At 66.5% G+C, this 21,080-nt stretch carries 18 protein-coding genes; 7 read left to right on the forward strand and 11 right to left on the reverse strand.

The window, feature by feature from the left end; all coding sequences use genetic code 11:
- Positions 1–13: 13 nt before the first annotated feature.
- The 3 genes from pgl to CSC78_RS12930 all read left to right on the forward strand — a co-directional run bounded on the left by pgl (position 14) and on the right by CSC78_RS12930 (position 3,297).
- Entirely contained in the window at positions 14–727 is a 714-nt protein-coding gene (gene pgl / locus CSC78_RS12920) for a 6-phosphogluconolactonase (RefSeq protein ID WP_162338275.1), read from the forward strand.
- A 135-nt stretch (positions 728–862) separates the two neighbouring features.
- A complete protein-coding gene (locus CSC78_RS12925) occupies positions 863–1,381 on the forward strand; it encodes a c-type cytochrome (RefSeq protein ID WP_162338276.1) in 519 nt (172 codons plus the stop codon).
- A 191-nt stretch (positions 1,382–1,572) separates the two neighbouring features.
- Positions 1,573–3,297 (forward strand): ExeM/NucH family extracellular endonuclease, encoded by a 1,725-nt coding sequence (locus CSC78_RS12930; protein ID WP_162338277.1) that lies wholly within the window; start codon positions 1,573–1,575, stop codon positions 3,295–3,297.
- Positions 3,298–3,402: 105 nt separating this feature from the next.
- Here the strand turns inward: CSC78_RS12930 and CSC78_RS12935 are convergent, their stop codons facing one another.
- The 3 genes from CSC78_RS12935 to CSC78_RS12945 are packed head-to-tail and all read right to left on the reverse strand — an operon-like array spanning position 3,403 to position 4,485.
- Positions 3,403–3,948, reverse strand: coding sequence for a DUF1697 domain-containing protein (locus CSC78_RS12935; RefSeq protein ID WP_162338278.1), 546 nt, complete (start codon positions 3,946–3,948; stop codon positions 3,403–3,405).
- A gap of 41 nt (positions 3,949–3,989) precedes the next feature.
- Complete coding sequence (locus CSC78_RS12940; RefSeq protein ID WP_162338279.1) at positions 3,990–4,241, reverse strand: hypothetical protein; 252 nt, start codon at positions 4,239–4,241, stop codon at positions 3,990–3,992.
- A gap of 1 nt (position 4,242) precedes the next feature.
- Complete coding sequence (locus CSC78_RS12945) at positions 4,243–4,485, reverse strand: DUF1653 domain-containing protein (RefSeq protein ID WP_162338280.1); 243 nt, start codon at positions 4,483–4,485, stop codon at positions 4,243–4,245.
- A gap of 477 nt (positions 4,486–4,962) precedes the next feature.
- On the opposite strand from CSC78_RS12945, the gene CSC78_RS12950 reads away from it, so the two are divergent.
- Both CSC78_RS12950 and CSC78_RS12955 read left to right on the forward strand, forming a co-directional pair.
- Positions 4,963–5,433: a hypothetical protein gene (locus tag CSC78_RS12950; RefSeq protein ID WP_162338281.1), complete on the forward strand. Its 471-nt coding sequence runs from the start codon at positions 4,963–4,965 to the stop codon at positions 5,431–5,433.
- 17 nt (positions 5,434–5,450) lie between these two features.
- A complete protein-coding gene (locus CSC78_RS12955; RefSeq protein WP_162338274.1) occupies positions 5,451–5,939 on the forward strand; it encodes a hypothetical protein in 489 nt (162 codons plus the stop codon).
- 147 nt (positions 5,940–6,086) lie between these two features.
- Here the strand turns inward: CSC78_RS12955 and CSC78_RS19205 are convergent, their stop codons facing one another.
- The 4 genes from CSC78_RS19205 to CSC78_RS12970 all read right to left on the reverse strand — a co-directional run bounded on the left by CSC78_RS19205 (position 6,087) and on the right by CSC78_RS12970 (position 9,439).
- Positions 6,087–6,218 carry a hypothetical protein gene (locus CSC78_RS19205; protein WP_274379362.1) on the reverse strand — a complete coding sequence of 44 codons (132 nt, stop codon included), beginning with the start codon at positions 6,216–6,218 and terminating at the stop codon, positions 6,087–6,089.
- 39 nt (positions 6,219–6,257) lie between these two features.
- The gene (gene ggt, locus CSC78_RS12960; RefSeq protein WP_162338282.1) at positions 6,258–7,982 is read right to left on the reverse strand and encodes a gamma-glutamyltransferase; all 1,725 of its coding nucleotides are present in this window, start codon (positions 7,980–7,982) and stop codon (positions 6,258–6,260) included.
- Between the two features lie 52 nt (positions 7,983–8,034).
- Positions 8,035–8,736: a 2OG-Fe(II) oxygenase gene (locus tag CSC78_RS12965; protein WP_162338283.1), complete on the reverse strand. Its 702-nt coding sequence runs from the start codon at positions 8,734–8,736 to the stop codon at positions 8,035–8,037.
- A gap of 70 nt (positions 8,737–8,806) precedes the next feature.
- On the reverse strand, positions 8,807–9,439 hold the full coding sequence (locus CSC78_RS12970) for a tetratricopeptide repeat protein (RefSeq protein ID WP_238391275.1): 633 nt from the start codon (positions 9,437–9,439) through the stop codon (positions 8,807–8,809).
- Positions 9,440–9,596: 157 nt separating this feature from the next.
- Between CSC78_RS12970 and CSC78_RS12975 the strand changes: the two genes are divergently transcribed.
- A complete protein-coding gene (locus CSC78_RS12975) occupies positions 9,597–13,304 on the forward strand; it encodes an indolepyruvate ferredoxin oxidoreductase family protein (protein WP_162338284.1) in 3,708 nt (1,235 codons plus the stop codon).
- A 65-nt stretch (positions 13,305–13,369) separates the two neighbouring features.
- On the opposite strand, the gene CSC78_RS12980 is transcribed toward CSC78_RS12975, so the two are convergent.
- The 4 genes from CSC78_RS12980 to CSC78_RS12995 form a co-directional block, all read right to left on the reverse strand.
- Complete coding sequence (locus tag CSC78_RS12980; protein WP_162338285.1) at positions 13,370–13,666, reverse strand: hypothetical protein; 297 nt, start codon at positions 13,664–13,666, stop codon at positions 13,370–13,372.
- 111 nt (positions 13,667–13,777) lie between these two features.
- Positions 13,778–17,515: a M48 family metallopeptidase gene (locus CSC78_RS12985; RefSeq protein ID WP_162338343.1), complete on the reverse strand. Its 3,738-nt coding sequence runs from the start codon at positions 17,513–17,515 to the stop codon at positions 13,778–13,780.
- Between the two features lie 233 nt (positions 17,516–17,748).
- Positions 17,749–18,342 (reverse strand): DUF938 domain-containing protein, encoded by a 594-nt coding sequence (locus CSC78_RS12990; protein WP_162338286.1) that lies wholly within the window; start codon positions 18,340–18,342, stop codon positions 17,749–17,751.
- Positions 18,343–18,411: 69 nt separating this feature from the next.
- Entirely contained in the window at positions 18,412–19,254 is an 843-nt protein-coding gene (locus tag CSC78_RS12995; protein ID WP_162338287.1) for an NYN domain-containing protein, read from the reverse strand.
- Positions 19,255–19,377: 123 nt separating this feature from the next.
- Here CSC78_RS12995 and CSC78_RS13000 point away from each other — a divergent pair, with 123 nt between their 5' ends.
- The gene (locus tag CSC78_RS13000; protein WP_162338288.1) at positions 19,378–21,006 is read left to right on the forward strand and encodes a TldD/PmbA family protein; all 1,629 of its coding nucleotides are present in this window, start codon (positions 19,378–19,380) and stop codon (positions 21,004–21,006) included.
- The last annotated feature ends 74 nt before the right edge of the window (positions 21,007–21,080 follow it).

The following is a 21,080-nucleotide window of genomic DNA, read 5'->3' on the forward strand; positions in this document are numbered from 1 at the left end:
CCCGAGACCCGCCATGCCCCCCACCGATCTCTCGCTGCAGATCCAGCTGCACCCGTTCCCCGATGGCGACGCCGTCGCCTCCGCCCTGGCGCAGGCCGTGGCCGACGACCTGCGCGCCGCGCTCGTCCAGCGTGGCCAGGCCAGCCTGGCGTTGTCCGGTGGCACCACCCCGCGCCGCTTCCTGCAGGCGCTCTCGCAGCAGGCACTGGACTGGGCGAACGTCACCGTGACCCTGGTGGACGAGCGCTGGGTGCCCGATGACCATGAGCGCTCCAATGCGCGGCTGGTGAAGGAGTGCCTGCTGCAGAACGCGGCCGCCGACGCCCGCTTCGTGCCCCTGTACCGGCCCGCGGCGACGCCCGACGAGGTGCTGGAGGACATCGCTGCAGGGTTGCCGGCCACGCTGGATGTCGTGGTGCTGGGCATGGGCGGCGACGGACATACCGCCTCGTTCTTCCCGGGCGGCGACCGCCTGGCCGAGGCGATGGACACGGCCACCGGCACCACCGTGCTGCCGATGCGTGCACCCGGCGCAGGCGAGCCCCGCATCACCCTGACCCTGCCCGTCCTGCGCGATGCCGGCCGGCTCTACCTGCATATCGAAGGCGGCGAAAAGCGGCAGGTGCTCCAGCAGGCCCTCTCGGGCCAGGGCCCGGGGGCGCAGTTCCCGATGCACCACGTGCTGCAGGCACTGCGGGCTCCACTGCAGGTCTACCTGACCGCCTGAGCCTCCCGGCGCCGGTGTTGAGGCAAAACCGGCCGCCCTGCTTATAATGTGGTCTTGTCCGCGGCACCCCGGTGCCCGTCGACCCCCGTTTTCGTAGCCATGCGCGGCCCACGGCCGTGCTGCCAAAGGTGGAAAGTGCGTAACTACGACCTCGAATTCCTCAAGCATTTCTCGATGGTGATCGGCTTCCTGATGCTGGTCACCGCGGGCCTGATCGTCGGCGCGTACTTCCTGCACGACAGCATTCCGCCGGAAGTGAACCCGAAGGCCGTGCAGATCACCGAGGCGCGCATCGCCCCGGCCGGCGCTGTCTATGCAGGCGAAACCGGTGCTGCCGCCCAGGCCGCCGCCGCCCAGGCCGCGCTGGCGGCCGCCGCTTCCCAGGTCGCCTACGGCGGCACGCTGGACGGTGGCGAGATCTACAAGAACCTGTGCGGCGCCTGCCACACCAACGGCGTGGGCAAGGCCCCGATGCTGACCGCCGCCGGCATGGGCGCCCGCGCCAGCAAGGGCGTCGACACCCTGTACAAGCACGCCATCGAAGGCTTCACTGGTCCGGACGGCGGCATCATGCCTCCGAAGGGCGGCAACCCGGCCATCTCCGAAGAGCAGATCCACGCCACCGTCGACTGGATGCTGGCCAACAGCAAGTAAGGCTTCGGGCCTTCCACGAACGCCGCCTCCGGGCGGCGTTTTTGTTTGTGCGGTGCTTCAACCCCGAAACGACCTCTCCCTTCTCCCCGTTGTCACAGGGAGAGGGGAAGCGCGCCAGTCCGCCTCGCATGGAAAACCTTCCGTCACCCAATCCGTTTACCCTTGCCGCCTCGCTTTCCCGGTTGCCCACGATGACGTCGTCCCGCTCGCTGCTCACCCTTGCCCTGCTCGCCTCCCTCTCGCTGCCTGCCTGCGCAGCCACGCCGAAGGAACGCGTCATTCCCATCGGCCAGGTGCAGGGCGAAGGCGCGCGCAGTCCGCTCGATGGTCAGACCGTCACCATCGAAGGCGTCGTCACCGGCGCCTTCATCGACGGCCTCGGCGGCTTCTTCGTGCAGGACAGTGGCGACGGCAACGCCAGGACCTCCGACGCCCTCTTCGTCGCCCTGGAAGAAGGCGCGCCGCCGCCGACGATTGAGGTCGGTGACCGCCTGCGCGTGCGCGGCATCGTCGGCGAACGTAAAGCCGGCAACGATGACACGTTGACCGCACTGCATGCGCCGGTGATCCAGCCGCGCGGCAAGGGCAGCGTCGCACCGACGGTGCTGACCGCGCAGCCCACCGACTGGGAAGCACTGGAAGGCATGCACGTCCGCATCGATGCCCCGCTCACGCTCAGCGGCACCCACACGCTGGAACGCTTCGGCGAACTGATCACCAGCTTCGCCGGCCGCCTGTGGCAACCCAGCGAACTCGCCACGCCCGGCAGCGCGGAGGCCAAGCGCCTCGCCACCGACAATGCGCGCCGCACCCTGCTGCTGGACGACGGCAGCGCCAAGCGCGACCCCGCCACCGTCTGGTACGTGAAGGACGGCCAGCCGCTGCGCACCGGCACCGTGCTGACCGGCGTGCAAGGCATCGTCGACCAGCGCGCCGGTGGCTGGCGCCTGCAACTCACCGCCGCACCGACCATCGCCGCGCCGCAGCGTCCGGCCGCACCGCAGGTCGCTGGCAACGTGCGCGTGGCGGCGTTCAACCTGGAAAACCTGTTCAATGGCGACGGCAAGGGCGGCGGCTTCCCCACCGAGCGCGGCGCCAAGACGCCCGAGCAGTTGAAGGCGCAGATCGCCAGGCTGGTCGCGACCATCCGCGGGCTCGACCCCGACATCGCCGCGCTGATGGAACTGGAGAACGACGGCTACGGCGCCGACTCCAGCCTGGCGCAGCTGGTCGCCGCGCTGAATGCCGGCGGCGGCACGTGGCGCTTCGTCGACGCGAAGCAGGGTCCCGGCCCCGACACCATCCGCGTCGGCCTCATCTACCGCAGCGACAAGGTGAAGCCCAGCGGCAAGCCCGCCACGCTGCAGGAAGGTCCGTTCGGCGAACGCAGCCGCAGCCCGCTGGCGCAAGCGTTCGTGCGTGGCAACGGCAAGCCCTTCGTCGTGGTCGCCAACCACCTGAAGTCGAAAGGCTGCTCGGAAGCCACCGGCGCCGACACTGACCAGAAGGACGGCGCCGGCTGCTGGAATGCATTGCGCCTCGATTCGTCGAAGCGTCTGGACGCATGGCTGAAGACCGACCCGACCCGCACGCGCAGCGACCGCGTGGTGATGCTGGGCGACTTCAACGCCTACGCGATGGAAGACCCGGTGCGCTGGCTGCGCGACGACGCCGGCTGGATCGACGCGTTCAAGCAGGCGGGTGTCGAGCAGCCTTACTCCTACGTCTACAACGGCCTGACCGGCCGCCTCGACCACGCCCTGCTCAGCCCCTCGCTGGTGAAGCAGCTGCGCGGTGCAGCGGAGTGGCATATCAATGCCGACGAACAGGACGCGCAAGGCTACGCTGATGGCGACGCCAGCGTGCCTTTCCGCAGTTCCGACCACGACCCGCTGCTGCTGGGCTTCGATCTGTAGGCGGGACGGCAGGTCGCCACTTTTCCTGTGGGAGCGACGTCAGTCGCGATGACACCTCCACGTTAGGTCATCGCGACTGACGTCGCTCCCACAAGACGGGAAACGTCACCCGCCGATCTTCTCCACCAGCGCCTGCAATTTCTGCACGGTACCCCAGTTGCGCGTGGTGGCGGCCTTGCCTGCCTTGCCCAGCATCGCTTCCGCGGCCTTGCTCTCCAGAATGCCGCTGGCGCAGTGCAGGTAAGCGGCGCGCGTGCCGACCAGGAACTGTTCGGGCGCGACTACATGCGGCGCGATGGCGTCGAGGTTGACCAACGCGGCGGCGTCCGGCGTGAACGCGACCAGCAGGCGTGACGGATCCGTCGCGGTGTCGGCGAAGGGGTTGTCGGCCATGATGGCGTCGAGATCCTTCGCGGATTTCACGATGACAGGCACCTCGATGCCGAGTCGATCGGCGATGGCCTTCGAGATGTCGGTCGCCAGCGTTGCGGACGTTCCCTTGCCGGCCTTGAAGACGACGTTGCCGCTATTGAGCAACGTAGCGACGTCGGTGTAGCCGAGCGCCTCCAGCAGCGCGCGCAGGTCCGCCATGGCGATGCGCTTGGCCTTGCCGACGTTGATGCCGCGGAGCAGGGCGATGTGGGTCGTCATGTCAGAGCTTGCGTCATTGATGCTTGAGGACGCCGAAGCGGTCAGATGTCATCGTGGGGCTCGTCGCGGGAGCCGCCAAGAAACCACAACGCGACGCCGACGATTCCCACTGCAATCGGCCAAGCCACATGCAGATCAGCATGCCGGTGGAGTTGCGACAGGACCAGCGAGGCCACGATGACGAGGCTACCGGTGATGCTCAATGGACCGAGGGAGGTATTGCCCACCCGGTAGAACCGCCCATCGTCGCGATTGATCCAGGCCCGGAGTTTCGACCACCGTCCCATGCGCATCTCACTCCTGTGCGGACCCGATCGGCGCGAAGCGACGCACCGGCTGCCCGTCCACGATCACCTCCTCGCAGAACATCGCATACGGCCGCACCCACAATCCGCCTTCGCCGTACAGCGCGCGACACACCACCAGCGGCTCCAGCGTCTCGCTGTGCCGCGCTACTGCGACGACTTCGTAGTCGTTGCCCTTGTAGTGGCGGTAGAGGCCGGGGGTGAGTTCGGGGATGGTGGGGAGTGTGGCCATGGTGGTGTCTTCTCTCAACATGATGTGGGCATAGGCTAATCCTACGAGATCACGGTCCCCTAAGTGCTTCCTTGCCACAGCCCTTGGATTGGCTGAGCCACGGGCAGTGACCCGATAGCGCCACCTTGCATAGTTGCGTTTATCAATGAATCTCATCTATTTTTCACGGCAGAAAGCAGCTGGATTCGAGCTATACAAGGAAAGGCAATGAAGCCTATTTGGATTAGCGGGGCATTGATAGTTTTGGTGGCATCCACTCTCGCCATATCGCGAAGTTGCGGTACTCCAGACCTTCTTGATGAAGGAATAGTTGCCCCGGAAAACCAACCCTCAGCAGCCGGCCACGGACCAGCGAGGGCGGATTCATCTAAGCCGCACAACGACATACGTCAGGCGTCAACTGAAAAATCTACTCTTAGCCCCTTCTCTCATCTACCTAGGACAAGGAGCGGACTTCCGCTGGAGTCGGACCCGTTCGTGGCCGAAAGTGTAGAGGAACAGAGATGGCTGGATCGGAACGGCTATCCGAATGCTGAGCAATGGAAAACGTACTCGATGTCTTCGGACTCCATGCTTCAGTTGGCTGCGGAAAGTGGAGACAAACTCGCTGGCGTGGTGTTAGACAGCAGAGCTTTGTACAAGGGTGACAAAGGCGCTTCTGATCGCCTTTTCCATGCGGCCGAAGATGGCTCAATGTTTGCGCTCTCTTTGCTACAGGCGTATATGGCTGCCTCTCCTAATGGGAACCGTGAACTCGCTTACGCAATCAGCAGAGTCATGGAAATGAAGGGTGATACAAGGGCCGCCCTGGCTAGAGATTTTTCCTTCCCAAGCGCTCTGACCGCTGAAGAGCGATTGAAAGGGGAAGCACTGACGCTGCAACTTCACAAGCAGCTCAAGAGCAACACAAAGACAACCAGTTTCGTTGATCCTCGGCCGTTTCCCTGAAAAATAAGGAGTTTTTTGTGAAGAAAAGGAACCTAGTAGTAACCGCCTTGTTCGGTTTCTCGGGATTAGCCGTCGCTTGCAATATGCTGCCTCTCCCTATACCACCATTGCCAATATCGGTTTCTGCAACAGATGTGGCCAAGGCAATGATGAATGGATTTAGTCCTGCCAGCGCTCTGCATGCAGCAGCGATGACAAAAATGGACTCTTATGCAGGCACTGCAGTGGGAAAAGATGTTTGGAAAGCAAACAATTTCGTTGGTTACTTGAACTACAGAGGACCAATGGGTGGCGCAGGCATGGTCTTCATTGACAAGCCTTGCGACAAAACTGCCGAAGACGTCGCGCGGGAACGTCAAAACTCAACAAACCCAGCAACGCCCGGCTCAGGCAGCGGAGGCGGCGGCGGCGGCGGACCAGGCTACGGCGGTAGTCCTGGCGCACCAGGGTGTGTCTACGGATGTGGAAATCCAATCGTAGATGTCGGCGACCTTGAGCAGGCTTGATCCCTGTGTCGTGAAAAATGTTGTCACTTACAGCGCGGGGAGTGTGGTCAGGGCTGTCTCGTGAATGCTTAGGGTGGGCCTTGGCCCACCCTATAGACTGCCCGGATCGTGATGATGGGTATTGCTTCGCTCCACCCATCCTACGCACTACGGATTGAGCCGATTGAACACGGCCACGCTGACCCACAGCAGCACGAGAACACCGATGCCGCGATAGGTTGGGGTGAGCTTGCGAAGCCCAACAGGTAGACGTTTCGTCGCCACGATGTTGGGGTTCACTCCGTTCACCCCAACCTATGAAAGCACTTGCGCAATCCCTCAATACCCCGCCGCCTGCCCATCCTTGCGGCTCTCGCTGGCGCCGTAATACACGCCGGTGTCCGGGTCGCGCTTGATCGCCTGGTAGCCGCCGTACGGGCCGAGTGCCCATTCGACGTGGTGGCCCTTGTCCATCAGCGCGCGCACGGTCTCGTAGGGGAAGCCGGATTCCAGCTGCACCACGCCGCCGTCGCTCATGACCTTGGCGCTGCCGACCGGCTCGGTGGAGCCGTCGTGCTGCACGCGCGGCGCGTCTCCGGCCTCTTGCAGCGTCATGCCGAAGTCGACCAGGTTCATCACGATCTGCACGTGGCCCTGCGGCTGCATCGCACCACCCATCACGCCGAAGCTGACCCACGGCTTGCCGTCCTTGGTGATGAAGGCCGGGATGATGGTCTGGAACGGACGCTTGCCCGGCGCGTAGCAGTTGGGATGCGGCGCGGCGCCCTCGCAACCGTTCAGCACGAACATCTCACCGCGGTCCTGCAGGATGAAGCCCAGGCCGGTCGGCGTCATGCCGCTGCCCATGCCGCGGTAGTTGGACTGGATCAGCGAGACCATCATCCCGTCCTTGTCGGCGACGGTCATGTAGATGGTGTCGCCCTCTTCCAGTTCCTTCGGCGTTCCGGGCTGTACTTCGCGCAGCACTTTGTCCGGCGAGATCAGCTTGGCGCGCTCGCGCGCGTACGGCTTGGAGATCATGCGGGCGACGGGCAACGGCTGGAACGCGGGATCGGCGTACCAGCGCGCGCGGTCGGCGAAGGCCAGCTTCTTGGCTTCGACCAGCAGGTGCACGTGCTCGGGGCTGCCGTAGGGGATCTTGGAGAAGTCGTAGCCTTCCAATACGTTGAGCATCTGCAGCGCGGCGATGCCCTGGCTGTTCGGCGGCAGTTCCCACACGTCGTAGCCGCGGTAGTTGGTGCTGACCGGCTCGACCCACTCGCCGTGGTGCGCGGCCATGTCCTCGTACGACAGGAAGCCGCCGTTGGCCTTGAAGTAGGTGTCGATGGTGCGCGCGATGTCGCCCTTGTAGAACGCGTCGCGACCACCATCGGCGATCTTCTGCAGCGTGTCGGCCAGATAGGGGTTCTTCCACATCTCGCCGGTGCGCGGGGCACGGCCGGCGATGGTGAACTGCTCGGTGAAGTCGGGGAACTTCGACAGCCGCGGCACCGAGCGTTCCCAGTAGTAGGCGATCGTCTGGTGCACCGGATGGCCGTCGCGCGCGTAGCGGATGGTCGGCGCCAGCAGGTCCTTCATCGGCAGCTTGCCGAAGCGGCCGTGCAGCGCGAACCAGCCATCGACCGCGCCCGGCACGCTGACCGGCAACGGGCCGTGCGCGGGAATGTCGGTTATGCCTTGCTGCTTGAAATGATCGAGCGTCAGCGACTTCGGCGAACGGCCCGAACCGTTGTAGCCGTGCAGCTTCTTCGTCTTCGGATCCCAGACGATGGCGAACAGGTCGCCGCCGATGCCGTTGCCGGTGGGTTCCATCAGGCCGAGCGCCGCATTGGCGGCGATGGCGGCGTCCATCGCGGTGCCGCCCTGCTTCATCACGTCCAGCGCGATCTGGGTGGCGAGCGGATGCGACGTGGCCGCCATCGCATGCGGCGCGATGACGTCCGAACGGGTGGCGAAGGCGCGACCGGTGATGCGGTCGGCAGCGGAAGCAGGCTGTGTTGCTGCGAGCAGCAAGCAGCAGGTCAACGGACGCAGCAGTGACATCGGAAACTCCTCACGACGGATGAACGATGCCCCGCGATACCCGCGCGACATCTCAAGTGCGACGGAACCAACCCGTGATGCTGTAGCGATGGTCGCCCGCCCACGGGGCGACCTGGCTGACCTGGTGCCCCTGGGGAACACGGAACAGGCTCAGGCTGTTCCAGTGCGGCGTGAACGTCTCGACCACATTCTGTCGACTGTCAACGAACTGCAGCAGGCCACCCCAGTCGGCTTCCCAGTTGCGGGCCAGGTTGATCACGTAGGCAAACGCGCGCTCTTCCTCATGCGACTTGTCGTCGTGCAGGCGGAGAAAATGGCCGGGGCGATAGCGCACGGCCATCGCGCTGACCATGCGGATGCCGGTGTCGCCGGTCAGGGTATGCGTGAAGGCGATGAAGTCCGGCGAGTTCAGGAAATCGACGACAACGTGCAGCAGCAATTCCGGGTGCAGTCCATCGCGACGTGCTTCGATCATCTTGAAACGGTCGAAGTGGAACTCGAAGCCCGTGGTCGCACGACGCAACGCTTCCATCAACCGGGCCCGATCCTGCTGGGCGGGCGACAACGCCCGTGCCTCCGCCGGGAGCAGGGGAGGCCGGTCGGAGCGTTGCGCAGGCTCCCAAGGAACTTCGTGTTGCAGGCAATCACGCAGCCGTTGCGCGGAGGCATCCTGCAGGAACTCCGGGATCTGCACACGGCCTGTCGCATCCAGGCGCGCACGGTAAGACTCGATGCGGAGATCGTTGTTGATCATCGGAACGCAGACCACGCCGAACTTGGCGACTGCATCATGCGGCCGCCCGATGGCTCATTCTCGCACGCGGTCAGGGCCAGACTGGAGGGTTGGCCTGCCAGGCCCCGAGTACTTCGGCCAGCATGTCGCGATCTTCCTGCCGCCAATCCGGCAGCCGCGAAGCGAAGTTTCTGGCGTCCATCCACGCACCTGGTTCGGTGCGCACGGCGGCGCCGAACCATGCGACGGCCTCCTGCTTGCGGTCCAGCCGCCACAGGACCAGCGCCAGCGTCGGGGGTGCCCAGGAGGGCGACCCATACGCCGTGACGATCTCGGACCACTGCATCAGCGCGGGCTCGAACTGGCCCGCACGGTACAGATCCCATCCATAGTTCCAGCGGATGGCACGCCCGACGGTGCCCTTGGCCTCGGTCGCCGACACGGCCTGCAGGTACAACTGGTCGGCCAGTTCCGCCCGGCCTTCGGCGGCGGCGATGTGCGCCAGTTGCGCCGTCGCCTCCACATGCCGCCGTCCACGCTCGCGTTCACGCACCAGCGCCTGAACCTGCGGCTCACCTTCTCCCTCCACGACGATGATCGGCCGTGCCGTCGACTTGTCTTCGTCGAAATAGAATTCCTTGGGTTTCGGCACGCTCTGCGCATGCGCGGACAACACTGCGGATGCCAGCGCGGCAGCCAGCAGCAAGCACTTACCGGATTTCACGTACGGTCCCCTGACACAGATGTAGCCCCGACCCATCCTAACCGCTGCAACGCACAACAACCCAGTGATGCGCGTCACAGAAAAAGCCGCTGTTACAATGCGCGCCTTCACGCCCGAGGGGTTTTCGGGCCTCGCCAGCCGCTTTCACGGGCCCGCCATGACCAGCACCGCCGAACTCACCTCGCCCTCGTCCGCCAACCTGCCGCAGATCGGGGTGATCGACAGCGACTACACGCTGGAGCACAAGTACACGCGCACCGACGGGCGCATCTACCTGAGCGGCGTGCAGGCGCTGGTGCGGCTGCCGCTGATGCAGCGGCTGCGCGACCAGGCCGCCGGCCTGAACACCGCCGGCTTCATCAGCGGCTACCGCGGCTCGCCGCTGGGCGGCTTCGATCTGGAGCTGTGGCGCGCGCGCAAGCACCTGGAGACGGCAGGCGTGAAGTTCACGCCCGGCCTCAACGAGGACCTGGGCGCGACCATGGTGTGGGGCACGCAGCAGACCAACCTGTTCCCCGGCGCCAAGGTCGATGGCGTGTATTCGATGTGGTACGGCAAGGGTCCCGGCGTGGACCGCTGCGGTGACGTGTTCAAGCACGGCAACGCCGCCGGCACCTCGAAGTTCGGCGGCGTGCTGGCGCTGGCCGCGGACGACCACAACTGCCGCAGCTCGACGCTGCCGCACGGCTCGGAAGACGAATTCGTCAGCGCGATGATGCCGGTCCTGAACCCCGCCGGCGTACAGGACATCCTCGACCTGGGCCTGGTGGGCTGGGCGATGAGCCGCTACACCGGCCGCTGGATCGGCTTCAAGACGATCGCCGAGACGGTGGAATCGTCGGCGTCGGTGCAGGTGGATCCGTTCGCGCGCGAGATCATCCTGCCGGAAGACTTCGCCATGCCGGCCGGCGGCCTCAACATCCGCTGGCCGAATCCTCCGCTCGACCAGGAGATGCGCCTGCACAAGTACGCGGTCGCCGCGGCGCAGGCGTTCGCGCGCGCGAACAAGGTCGACCGCATCGTGCTGGATTCGCCGCGCGCGCGCCTCGGCATCGTCACCACCGGCAAGAGCTACCTGGACGTGCTGCAGGCGCTGGAATACCTGGGCCTGGACGAACAGGCCTGCGCCGACATCGGCATCCGCGTCTACAAGGTCGGCATGACCTGGCCGCTGGAGCCGGTGGGCATCACCGAGTTCGCCAAGGGCCTGGAAGACATCGTCGTGGTGGAGGAGAAGCGCGCCTTCATCGAGCGGCAGATGAAGGAGTACTTCTACAACTGGCCGGCCGGCGCCGGCACGCGCCCGTCCATCGTCGGCAAGTACGACGAGGGCGGCGAGTGGATCCTGCCGTCCACCGGCGAGTTGACCCCGGCGACGATCGCCGGCGTGATCGGCCGGCGCATCCAGCGCTTCTTCACGACCGAATCCATCGAACAGCGCCTGCGCTGGATGGAGGAGAAGGAAGCCGAGATGGCGCTGCCGCGCGCCAACTTCCCGCGCGTGCCGCACTACTGCAGCGGCTGCCCGCACAACACCTCGACGGTGGTGCCGGAAGGCTCGCGCGCGCTCGGCGGCATCGGCTGCCACTACATGGTGACGTGGATGGACCGCGACACCGACACCTTCACCCACATGGGCGGCGAAGGCGTGACGTGGTCCGGGCAGGCACCGTTCACCGAGACGGAACACGTGTTCCAGAACCTCGGCGACGGCACGTTCTTCCACTCCGGCTCGCTGGCGGTGCGCCAGTCGGTCGCCACCGGGGTGAACATCACCTACAAGATCCTCTACAACGACGCGGTGGCGATGACCGGCGGCCAGCCGGTGGACGGCACGCTGTCCGTGCCGCAGATCGCGCACATGATGCGGTCCGAGGGCGTGGACACGATCGTCGTGGTCAGCGACGACGTGCGCAAGTGGAGCAAGCGCGAGCTGTTCCCGAGCGGCGTGGAGTTCTTCGACCGTGCCGAACTGGACGACGTCCAGCGCCGCCTGCGCGAGGTGAAGGGCGTCTCCATCCTGATCTACGATCAGGTCTGCGCCACCGAGAAGCGCCGCCGGCGTAAGCGCGGCAAGCTGCCGGATCCCGCCAAGCGCACGATGGTCAACACGCTGGTCTGCGAAGGCTGCGGTGACTGCGGCGTGAAGAGCTTCTGCGTGTCGGTGCTGCCGAAGGAGACCGAGTTCGGCCGCAAGCGCGAGATCGACCAGTCGAACTGCAACAAGGACTTCCGCTGCGTCGACGGCTTCTGCCCCAGCTTCGTCACCGTGCACGGCGGCACGCCGCGCAAGGGCAAGAAGGCGAACGCCGCGGATCTGCTCGCTGCGCTGCCGGCGCCCGCATTCAAGTCCTCCCTCGACGAGCCCTGGAACATCCTGATCACCGGCGTCGGCGGCACGGGTGTGGTGACCATTGGTGCGCTGCTCGGCATGGCCGGCCACCTGGAAGGCAAGGGCGCCAGCGTGCTCGACCAGACCGGCCTGGCGCAGAAGGGCGGCGCGGTGACCACGCACATCCGCATCGCGCGCACGCCGGAAGACATCCACGCCGTGCGCATCGCCGCCGGCGAGGCCGACCTGGTGCTGGGCTGCGACATGGTGGTGGTCAACGACTACTGGGTGCTGTCGAAGGTGCGCGGTGAACGCTCGCAGGTGGTGCTGAACACCTACGAGGCGATGCCGGGCACGTTCACCACGCATCCGGATATGCAGTTCCCGGCCACCGACATCATCGCCGGCGTGAAGGTCGCGCTGGGCGGCCGCGAGCCGATGCTGGTCGATGCCACGCAGATCGCCACCGCGCTGATCGGCGACGCCATCGGCAGCAACCTCTTCATGCTGGGCTACGCCTGGCAGCAGGGACTGGTGCCGATCTCGTTCGACGCGATCATGCGCGCGGTCGAACTCAACGGCGCCGCCGTCGAGATGAACAAGACCGCCTTCGCCTGGGGCCGCCTGGCCGTGGTGAATCCGCAGGCGGTGCAGGAAGCCGCCGGCCTGATCCGCAACACGCAGACCGAGAGCGAGCGCACGCCGCGCGCCCTCCAGGTGCTGCCGCCGGGCGAATGGGAGAGCAGCGAGTGGGGCGCCAACGCGGCACCGCGCAATCCCGGCAACGAGAGCGAGCTTCGCGGCCTGCCGGAAGACGGCGCGGGCGACGCGGACGTCGCCTTCCTGCCGCTGGACGACCTGCGCCTGTCGCGCTCGCTGGACGAACTGATCGCGCGCCGCACCGCGTTCCTGACCGAGTACCAGGATGCCGCCTACGCGCGCCGCTACACCGACCTGGTCACGCAGGTGCGCAACGCCGAGAACACCCGGGCGCCCGGCTCGACCGCGCTGACCGAAGCGGTGGCCCGCTACTTCTTCAAGCTGATGGCCTACAAGGACGAGTACGAAGTCGCGCGCCTGTATACGAGCGGCGAGTTCCAGCGCCGGCTGCAGCAGCAGTTCGACGGCGACTACGAGGTGCACTTCCACCTCGCGCCGCCACTGTTCGCCAAGAAGGACGCGCACGGCCGCCTGATGAAGAAGGAATACGGCCCGTGGGTGTTCAAGGCGTTCGGCCTGCTCGCGAAGCTGCGCTTCCTGCGCGGCGGCACGTTCGACGTGTTCGGCTACACCGACGAGCGCAAGGGCGAGCGCCAGCTGATCGCCGACTACGAGAAGACCACCGGCGAACTGCTGGCCGCACTGGACGCCGGCAAGCTGGGCCTGGCCGTGGAGATCGCGAGCATTCCCGAGCACATCCGCGGCTACGGTCACGTCAAGGAAAAGCACCTGCACGCCGCGAAAGCGCGCGAGGCCGAACTGCTCGGCCTGTGGCGCAACCCGAAGGCGCTGCACATCGTGCAAGCAGCGTAACGAAGAAACCCCGCTCCGGCGGGGTTTCTTCTTGCTGGACACTACGGTCGGGCGGCGCGTACGCGCTATACGCCAGGCGAGCTGCTCCGCGATCGCGTACGCGTACGGCGCTCATGCACCTCAACGATCGCCGCGCGGCGGACGATGGCAGAACCAGGCCAACCATCAACACGGTGCGGGTGGAGACGGAAGCTGCGATAAGCGGCCACGTGCTCGAACGTATCCATATTTGATGACAGCACTGCCTGCACCTCGTTGTCGACGTATACGCCCGGCTCGATGCGGTCGATGCCGTGCCGCTTACAGCGCGCGGCGTGCCACGCACCAAGCCTCGGCGATTCCGGCATCGTGACGTTGGCCATGCGGATTGGATTTCAAGGTCTTCGACGATCCCGAGCAGACGTCCATTCCATGATCGCGACCATCTGTGTCGGTCTGCGGCGACACAGATGGAGGCCGGAGATCGAATCGGCTCAACTGAAGTAGGGCCGCTCCGGCGCGAACAGAAGGCGTTTGGCCGCCAGCCGCCACGCTTCAGGACATTGACGCCCCTTCAGCACCACCGCTGCGCCGTAGGCCATACCGCGTGAGCGCGGCGAAACGTCCCCGAGTGCGCGCTCCGCCTGCACGAGGCTCGCGCCCGATTGCACCGCATCGATGAACCTCAGGATGTCGGGTGCATCTTCCGGGTCTGATGCCAGAGCGGCCTGGCGCAGAAGCGCTGCGGGTTGGTGTTCGCGCATGGCGAGCGCGAGCGAGGGCCACACGGTATCGGGATCGATGCCCTTTCCTTCCGACAGCGAGAGCGCGGCACGGACAGCCGTGGCATCCGCGCCGTCCGAGGCAGCCACCAGACGCAGGATACGAGGACCGTTGACTGGATCGGCAGCGGCGCCGCGCGCGCGCGCCTGCTCAAGCTTGCCGGAGGCCATCAGATGATAGGCGTGCATCGGCGAATCGGCTGTCTGTTCCCCCGACTCAAGCGCCATCATCTGCCTAAGGCGACTCGAGCCCGCCATCGATGAGGCGGGCAGCGTGCCGTCGCCCGCCACGCGCTGCACCCGTGCCATGTCCAGGCTTACGTATTCGCCGATCTCCGGCAGGCGGCTGCCCTGCTGCAGCAACGCCATCGCCGGCTGCCACTGTTGGCGTTCGGCATGCACGTAACCCGCCGCCATTGCGAACCAGGCGTCCTTGGGCCAGCGCGCATGTCCATCGAGGAATGCCTGGTCCCGCGCCTGTCCGTCCTCGGTGCAGCGCGCGACGAGGTACTGCAGCGAGGAACGACCCGCATCCGCCTGCGCCAGTGCGCGGTGGCGCGCGCAGACTGTCGCGTGGGCATCGCCTTCGGCGAGGTCCTGTTCCATGCGCAGCAGGCTGACCGCGTGCGGCTCGTGCTTCAGCCGCAGGCCGATCAGATCCTGAAGCTTGCCCTGCTCGCTTGCTCGCCCCCACCACTCGCGGGTGTGCGGGGACGCGACGCGATCCCAGCGCGCGTGCGCATCCACCACTCTCGCCTGCTCCGACCCTTCCGGCAGCAGGCCCAGCATGTCGCTTGGTGGGGCATCGCCCAGGCCGCTCAGCACAGTTCGCCAGCCCGACCCGCTACGGCTGCTGATCTGCTCGGGCGGATCGCTGAAGAGATGATCCACGCGGGTCGACGTCCAGCGAATCGCACCGAGCCGGCGTTCGGGACGCTCGCCGGCCGTGCCGTAGCTCGCCGTCCACTCCACCAACGGAGCGGCACCTGCAATGTTGTACACCAGCCGCTCGCTACCAGCCGGCGCCCGCTCATCGAAACGTTCGACCAGTTCGCCACTGTCGCCGGTGTGCGTCTCCACGGTATAGCGCGACTGCTCCGGCAGTGTCATTTCCCGGTGCGAGAACGCCGGCACCTCCACGGTCTGGCCCGCCACCTCGACGCGCATGTCGCGCGCCAGACCGTTGTACACGGTGAGCGTGGAATGACCGACGGCACCGCCGAGCAGGAAGACCGAGCCCACGATGCCGCCGGCCACCGCCAGGCGCGTGGTCGCGGGAACGACGCCCGTCGCGGTCTGGAAGCGATCCCACCATCCCAGCTTGTGCTGCAGCGTGCGGCCCTTGCCAGGCACCAGCAGCGGGTACTCGCGGGGGGCGGCGGCGACCAGCACCGGCGGCGGCAGTTCCGTCGTCGTGCGGATCTGTTCAGCGACGCGATCCTCGGTCGCCAGCAGCGCTTCGAGCGCGACGTGGCGCAGGCCGCCCAGCGCGCCCCGGGCGCCGTCCACCCAACCCTGCGCCACCTGCATCCACTGGTTGATGTTCTGTTCGGACGTCCTCGGCAGGCCGAACGGCTGGTGCAGTGCCGCGGTCCATTCGGTCACACCCAGGCCGGTGGCCATGGCGTCGTCCAGCACGACCTGCGGCGCCTTCGCGTAGAGCGTATCGAGGGCGGAATGCACCTGGTTGCAGGCCGCTACCAGGCGGCGCAGCTCGGCCTCGGAAACGCGGTTGTCCGCGGTCACCACATGGAATGTGTTGGCGAACACCGCATGGGCATCCTCGAGGTCGGCCCTGGCGTGCTCGGCGTAATGCAGCACCTCCAGCTGCCCGCGCAGCGCTTCGGCCCAGCGGCCGCCCAGGCGCTCGGCGGCCGCGCGGTGCAGGCTGCGGCACTCGCGGTCGTGCGCTTCCACGGCCGTGCGCAGCGGCGCGATCTCCGCGTCCAGCTCGGCGAGGATGCGCGGCACGTCCTTGCGTGGGACCTGGGCGCCGCGCCAGTTCACCATGCCGCCTTCGGTTTCCATCGCGCCGATGTGGATCGCGTCCAGCATCGCGCGCTGCTGCTCGAGCTCGCGCAGCCGTTCGATATCGCTGCCCACCTGCGGCGAATACAGTGCGTCGATCCGCGCCACCAGATCGGCGTCGGCCGGCACGGCCTCGTACAGTTCGTGGGCCTTCTGGCAGCGGCGCACGAAGGACCGCCCCAGGTAGGCGCCACGGTAACGGCGCGACATCGCAATGGCTTCGTACTCTTCGTCCAGGTGGCGCAGCGACGCCGCCGGCTCCGCGAAGGTCTCCGGCGCCTGCGACAGCAGCCCGGCCGACAGCGTCGCCTTGAGGCCGTCGGCGTCGCGCAGCAGGTCGATCGCGGGACGTGCATCGATCCCGCACGCCACGTAGATCTTCTTGACGTTCTGCTCGCGTGCGTTGTTGGACGGATGCGTGGACCACATCTGCGGCGGCGGCGCCAGTTCGGCGGCGAACACGCGGTGCCCGCTGGCGTCGGCGCCCGCCGGAACCGCCGGCGCGGCGCCGTAGTCGGGCGTGTCCAGCACGTCGCGCAGCCGCTCGATGATGCGCGACTGGATCGCGAACACATCCTTGACCGCCTGCCCGCGCGCGGCTTCGCGCGAAGCGAACTGCACGGCGCGTTCCCAGGCTTCATCGGCGGCACCCAGCTTGTGCAGTGCGTGCACCAGGGCGTCACTGCCGGTCAGCGATGCGGCCACCAGGTCCGCCTGGAATTCCATCTCGCGCGACAGCGCGCGCTGCGCGATCAGCACCCAGCGGAACACGATCTCCACCAGCGAGCGGATCGACCACACCACCAGCGACAGCGACCAGCCGATCCATGCGATGCGCAGGTCCAGCCGCGAGATCGTCGCCAGCACGGTATCCAGCGCATCGCGCTTGGCGACGATGTGGGCGGCGATCTGCTGCGCCACGTAGACCCACCGGCCGACCGCCATCGATCGCTGGGCGAAGTGACCGAATTCATGTGCGAGCACCGCCTTCAGTTCGCCCAGGCTCAGCACATTGACCAGGGCCAGGCCGATCTCCAGATTCTTGCGCGACGGCAGTAGCAGGTTCAGCAGCGTCAGGTCGTAGAACACGCTGGCGTTGACGCGCGGCGACAGGAAGACGCGATAGGGACGCGGCGCTCGCGCTTCGTCGGCCAGCCGGTGCAGGAACGCGAACAGTTCGGGATGCTGCGCCGCCGTTATTTCGATATCGGCGGAGGAAGCTTCGGTCTTCCTGCGGAAGATCAGCGCCTTGGCCATGAATACCGCCAGGAAGGCGGCGCAACCTGCCACGAGCACGGTGAACAAGGTGCTGCCGTCGCCCCCGGAGCCCGCCAGCAACTTGGTGGTCAGGCGGTAGGCGGTCCAACCGAACCACGCCATCAACCCAAGGTACGCGAGCATGAAACCCGACAGGCCCAGCATGGCGAGCCACGCATTGCGGCGATAGTTGCCGGTCGGTGCCGTCAGGCCAGCCGGGACCGACGCCGGTCCGGCGGGATACAGAGATTCCATCGACTTCCCCCTTGGTTTGGATACATCCCACGTCCAGGCCAAGGCACCGGCCATCCGTGGGCGGAGCAACGCGGCAGCCGTCCCCCGACGGCTGGCGAACAGACACTAGCGCGCGCCGCCTGGACTGTCCATGCGGAAGAGGATCAGGGCATCCGTCGCCAGACCAGGCAGCGGTTGTTGGCCGGCATCGCGTTGTCTTCGACAAGCACCAGGCCGATGCCGCGCGCCAGCGCATTGACGGCTTCGAAGTCGCGGATGCCGGAGGCGGGATCGCGCTCCTTCAACCACTGCTCGAAGGCGCGGTTGCTGTCGCTGGTGAAGTCGCCACCGTAGTTGAAGGGGCCGTAGACGATCAGCAGTCCTTTCTGCTCAAGGATTCCGCCCACACCGGCGAAGAACGCCTCGGCCTGCGGCCAGCCCATGATGTGCAGGCTGTTGGCGGTGAAGACGGCGTCGAAGGTCACGTCGGGCCAGGGACCCTCGACATCCAGCTCGATGGCGGGCGGCGTGTTCGGCAACGCCGCGTCGTCCAACCATGCGCCGATGCCCGCGAGGTTGTCCGCGCGATCACTGCTCTGCCAGGTCAGCCACGGTATCGCCGTCGCAAAGTGCACCGCATGCTGGCCGGTGCCGCTGCCGATCTCGAGCACGCGGCGGGCCTCGGCGAGATGGCGCTGCAGGACCTCAAGGATCGGTCCCTGGTTGCGGTCGCATGATGGCGCGAACGGTCTGGTCATGCGTAGCGTGCGCCATGCGCACGACCAGGCGTTGACGGAAGCATCATGAGGTCGTGCGCACGGCGCACGCTACGCGGCCCGCACATAGAAGCGCTTCGCGCCGCCTTCCCCTGCCCGCTCCTCGACGGTGAAGTGGCGCGGATGCGCCTTCAGCAGGTCGCTGAGCTTCTTGTGCCCGTACAGGCGGCTGTCGAAATCGGGGCGCACCTTGTTGAGGTAACTACCGACGGCGCCAAGGAAAGCCCAGCCCTGGTCGTCGCTGGCTTCCTCGATGGCCTGGCGGATCAGCCGCAGCGGCAGCGATTCCTGCTTGCCGGCCTCCGCCACCGGCGCTGCCGTCGGCTCGGCCTGGCCGGCGGGCTTCTTCGCGGCGGATTTGGTGGTCTTCCTGGCCGGCTTCGCAGGCTTCGGCGGCGACGGCGGCATATTGGATGCGGAAGCCTCGCTCCGCAGCACTTCGACATAGATGAACTTGTCGCACGCCTGCACGAAGGCGTCCGGCGTCTTGCGCTCGCCGAAGCCGTACACGGTCAACCCTTCCTCGCGCAGGCGCTGCGCCAGCCGGGTGAAGTCGCTGTCGCTGGAGACCAGGCAGACGCCGTCGAACCGGCGCGTGTACATCAGGTCCATCGCGTCGATGATCAGCGAACTGTCGGTGGCGTTCTTGCCGCTGGTATAGGCGAACTGCTGCACCGGGTTGATCGAGTGCTTCAGCAGCGCCTGCTTCCACTGGGTCATGCGGGTGCTGGTGAAGTCGCCGTAGATGCGCTTGACGCTGGCGACGCCGTACTTGGCGGTTTCCGCCAGCAGGCCTTCGATGACGGCGGGTTGCGCGTTGTCGGCGTCGATCAGCACCGCCAGTCGTGGCTGCTCGTCGTCGTTCTCGGGCCGGGCGACCGAACGGGATTTCATCTGCGAGGCTCCTGTGCGCGATGAGGCGCATTGTGCACTACGTCGCCGTGGCATGACCGGCGTCACTTGACGTTGCGCCGCATGCCGACGACAGTCCGGTGGCTTTCGCTCCAGGATCCCGACATGCAACGACGCGACTTCCTCGCCCTTGGCGGCCTGACCCTCGCCGGCCTTGCGCTGCCCGGCACGCGCGTCATCGCCGCCGAAGCCCTGCTGGAACCCGGCGACGTGGCGAAAAAGAAGCGTCTGGCCGACGCGGCGTTGGCAGCGGCCACCGCTGCAGGCGCGACCTACTGCGACGTGCGCATCGGCCGCTACCTGCGGCAGTCGCTGATCACGCGCGAGGACAAGGTGCAGAACGTGGTGAACACCGAGTCGTCCGGCATCGGCGTGCGCGTGATCGCGCAGGGTGCCTGGGGGTTCGCGGCGACCAACGACCAGACGCCGGACGGCGTCGCGGCTGCGGCACGGCAGGCGGTTGCCATCGCCCGCGCCAATGCGCGCATCCAGGGCAAGCCGGTGCAGTTGGCACCGCTGGCCGGCGTGGGCGAGGTCGCGTGGAAGACGCCGATCGTCAAGAACGCGATGGCGGTACCGGTGAAGGAAAAAGTGGATCTGCTGCTCGGCGCCAACGCCACCGCGCTGGCGGCCGGCGCCAGCTTCGCGGCCTCGCGCATGTTCGTCATCAACGAACAGAAGTATTTCGCCAGTACCGATGGCTCGTACATCGACCAGGACGTGCACCGCATCTGGGTGCCCTTCACGGTGACGGTGGTGGACCAGGCCACCGGCAAGTTCAAGACCCGCGACGGCCTGTCCGCGCCGATGGGCATGGGCTACGAGTACCTGGACGCCAACCCGGCCGACAAGATCGCGTTGCCCGGCGGGGTGGTGGCGTACGGCGCGTCCTACGACCTGCGCGAGGACATCGTGGCGGCGGCGAAGCAGGCGCGCGCCAAGCTGACCGCACCGTCGGTGAAGCCCGGCAAGTACGACCTGGTGCTGGACCCGTCCAACCTGTTCCTGACCATCCACGAGAACGTCGGCCACCCGCTGGAGCTGGACCGCGTGCTCGGCTACGAGGCCAACTACGCCGGTACCAGCTTCGCCACGCTGGACAAGCGCGAGCAGCGCTTCCAGTGGGGCAGCCCCATCGTCAACTTCACCGCCGACAAGACCGAGCCACGCAGCCTGGGCGCGGTGGGCTACGACGACGAAGGCGTCAAGACGCGCCGCTGGGACCTGGTGAAGGACGGCGTGCTGGTCAACTACCAGGCCACGCGCGATGAGGTGCATATCCTCGGCGAAGACGCTTCGCACGGCTGCAGCTACGCCGACTCGTGGAGCAGCGTGCAGTTCCAGCGCATGGCCAACGTCTCACTGGCGCCAGGCAAGGCGCCGCTGACCGTGGCGGAGATGGTCAAGGACGTCGAGTACGGCATCTACATCCACGGCCGCGGCTCGTATTCGATCGACCAGCAGCGCTACAACGCGCAGTTCGGCGGCCAGTTGTATTTCGAGATCAGGAACGGCCAGGTCACCCGCCAGATCGAGGATGCGGCCTACCAGATCCGCACGCCGGAGTTCTGGAACGCCTGCACCGCGATCTGCGATGCCCGCGATTTCCGCCTGGGCGGCTCGTTCTTCGACGGCAAGGGACAGCCCAGCCAGGTCTCGGCGGTCTCGCATGGCTCGGCGACGACGCGCTTCAACGGCATCAACATCATCAACACGGCACGCAGCCTGGGATAGGCCATCGACCGTCGTCCCAGCGCACGCTGGGACCCATCGTGCTCCTGATTTTGTATTCCCACTCCAGAGCGAAG

The organism is Pseudoxanthomonas japonensis (genome assembly GCF_010093445.1).
GTDB classification, from domain to species: Bacteria; Pseudomonadota; Gammaproteobacteria; order Xanthomonadales; family Xanthomonadaceae; genus Pseudoxanthomonas_A; species Pseudoxanthomonas_A japonensis.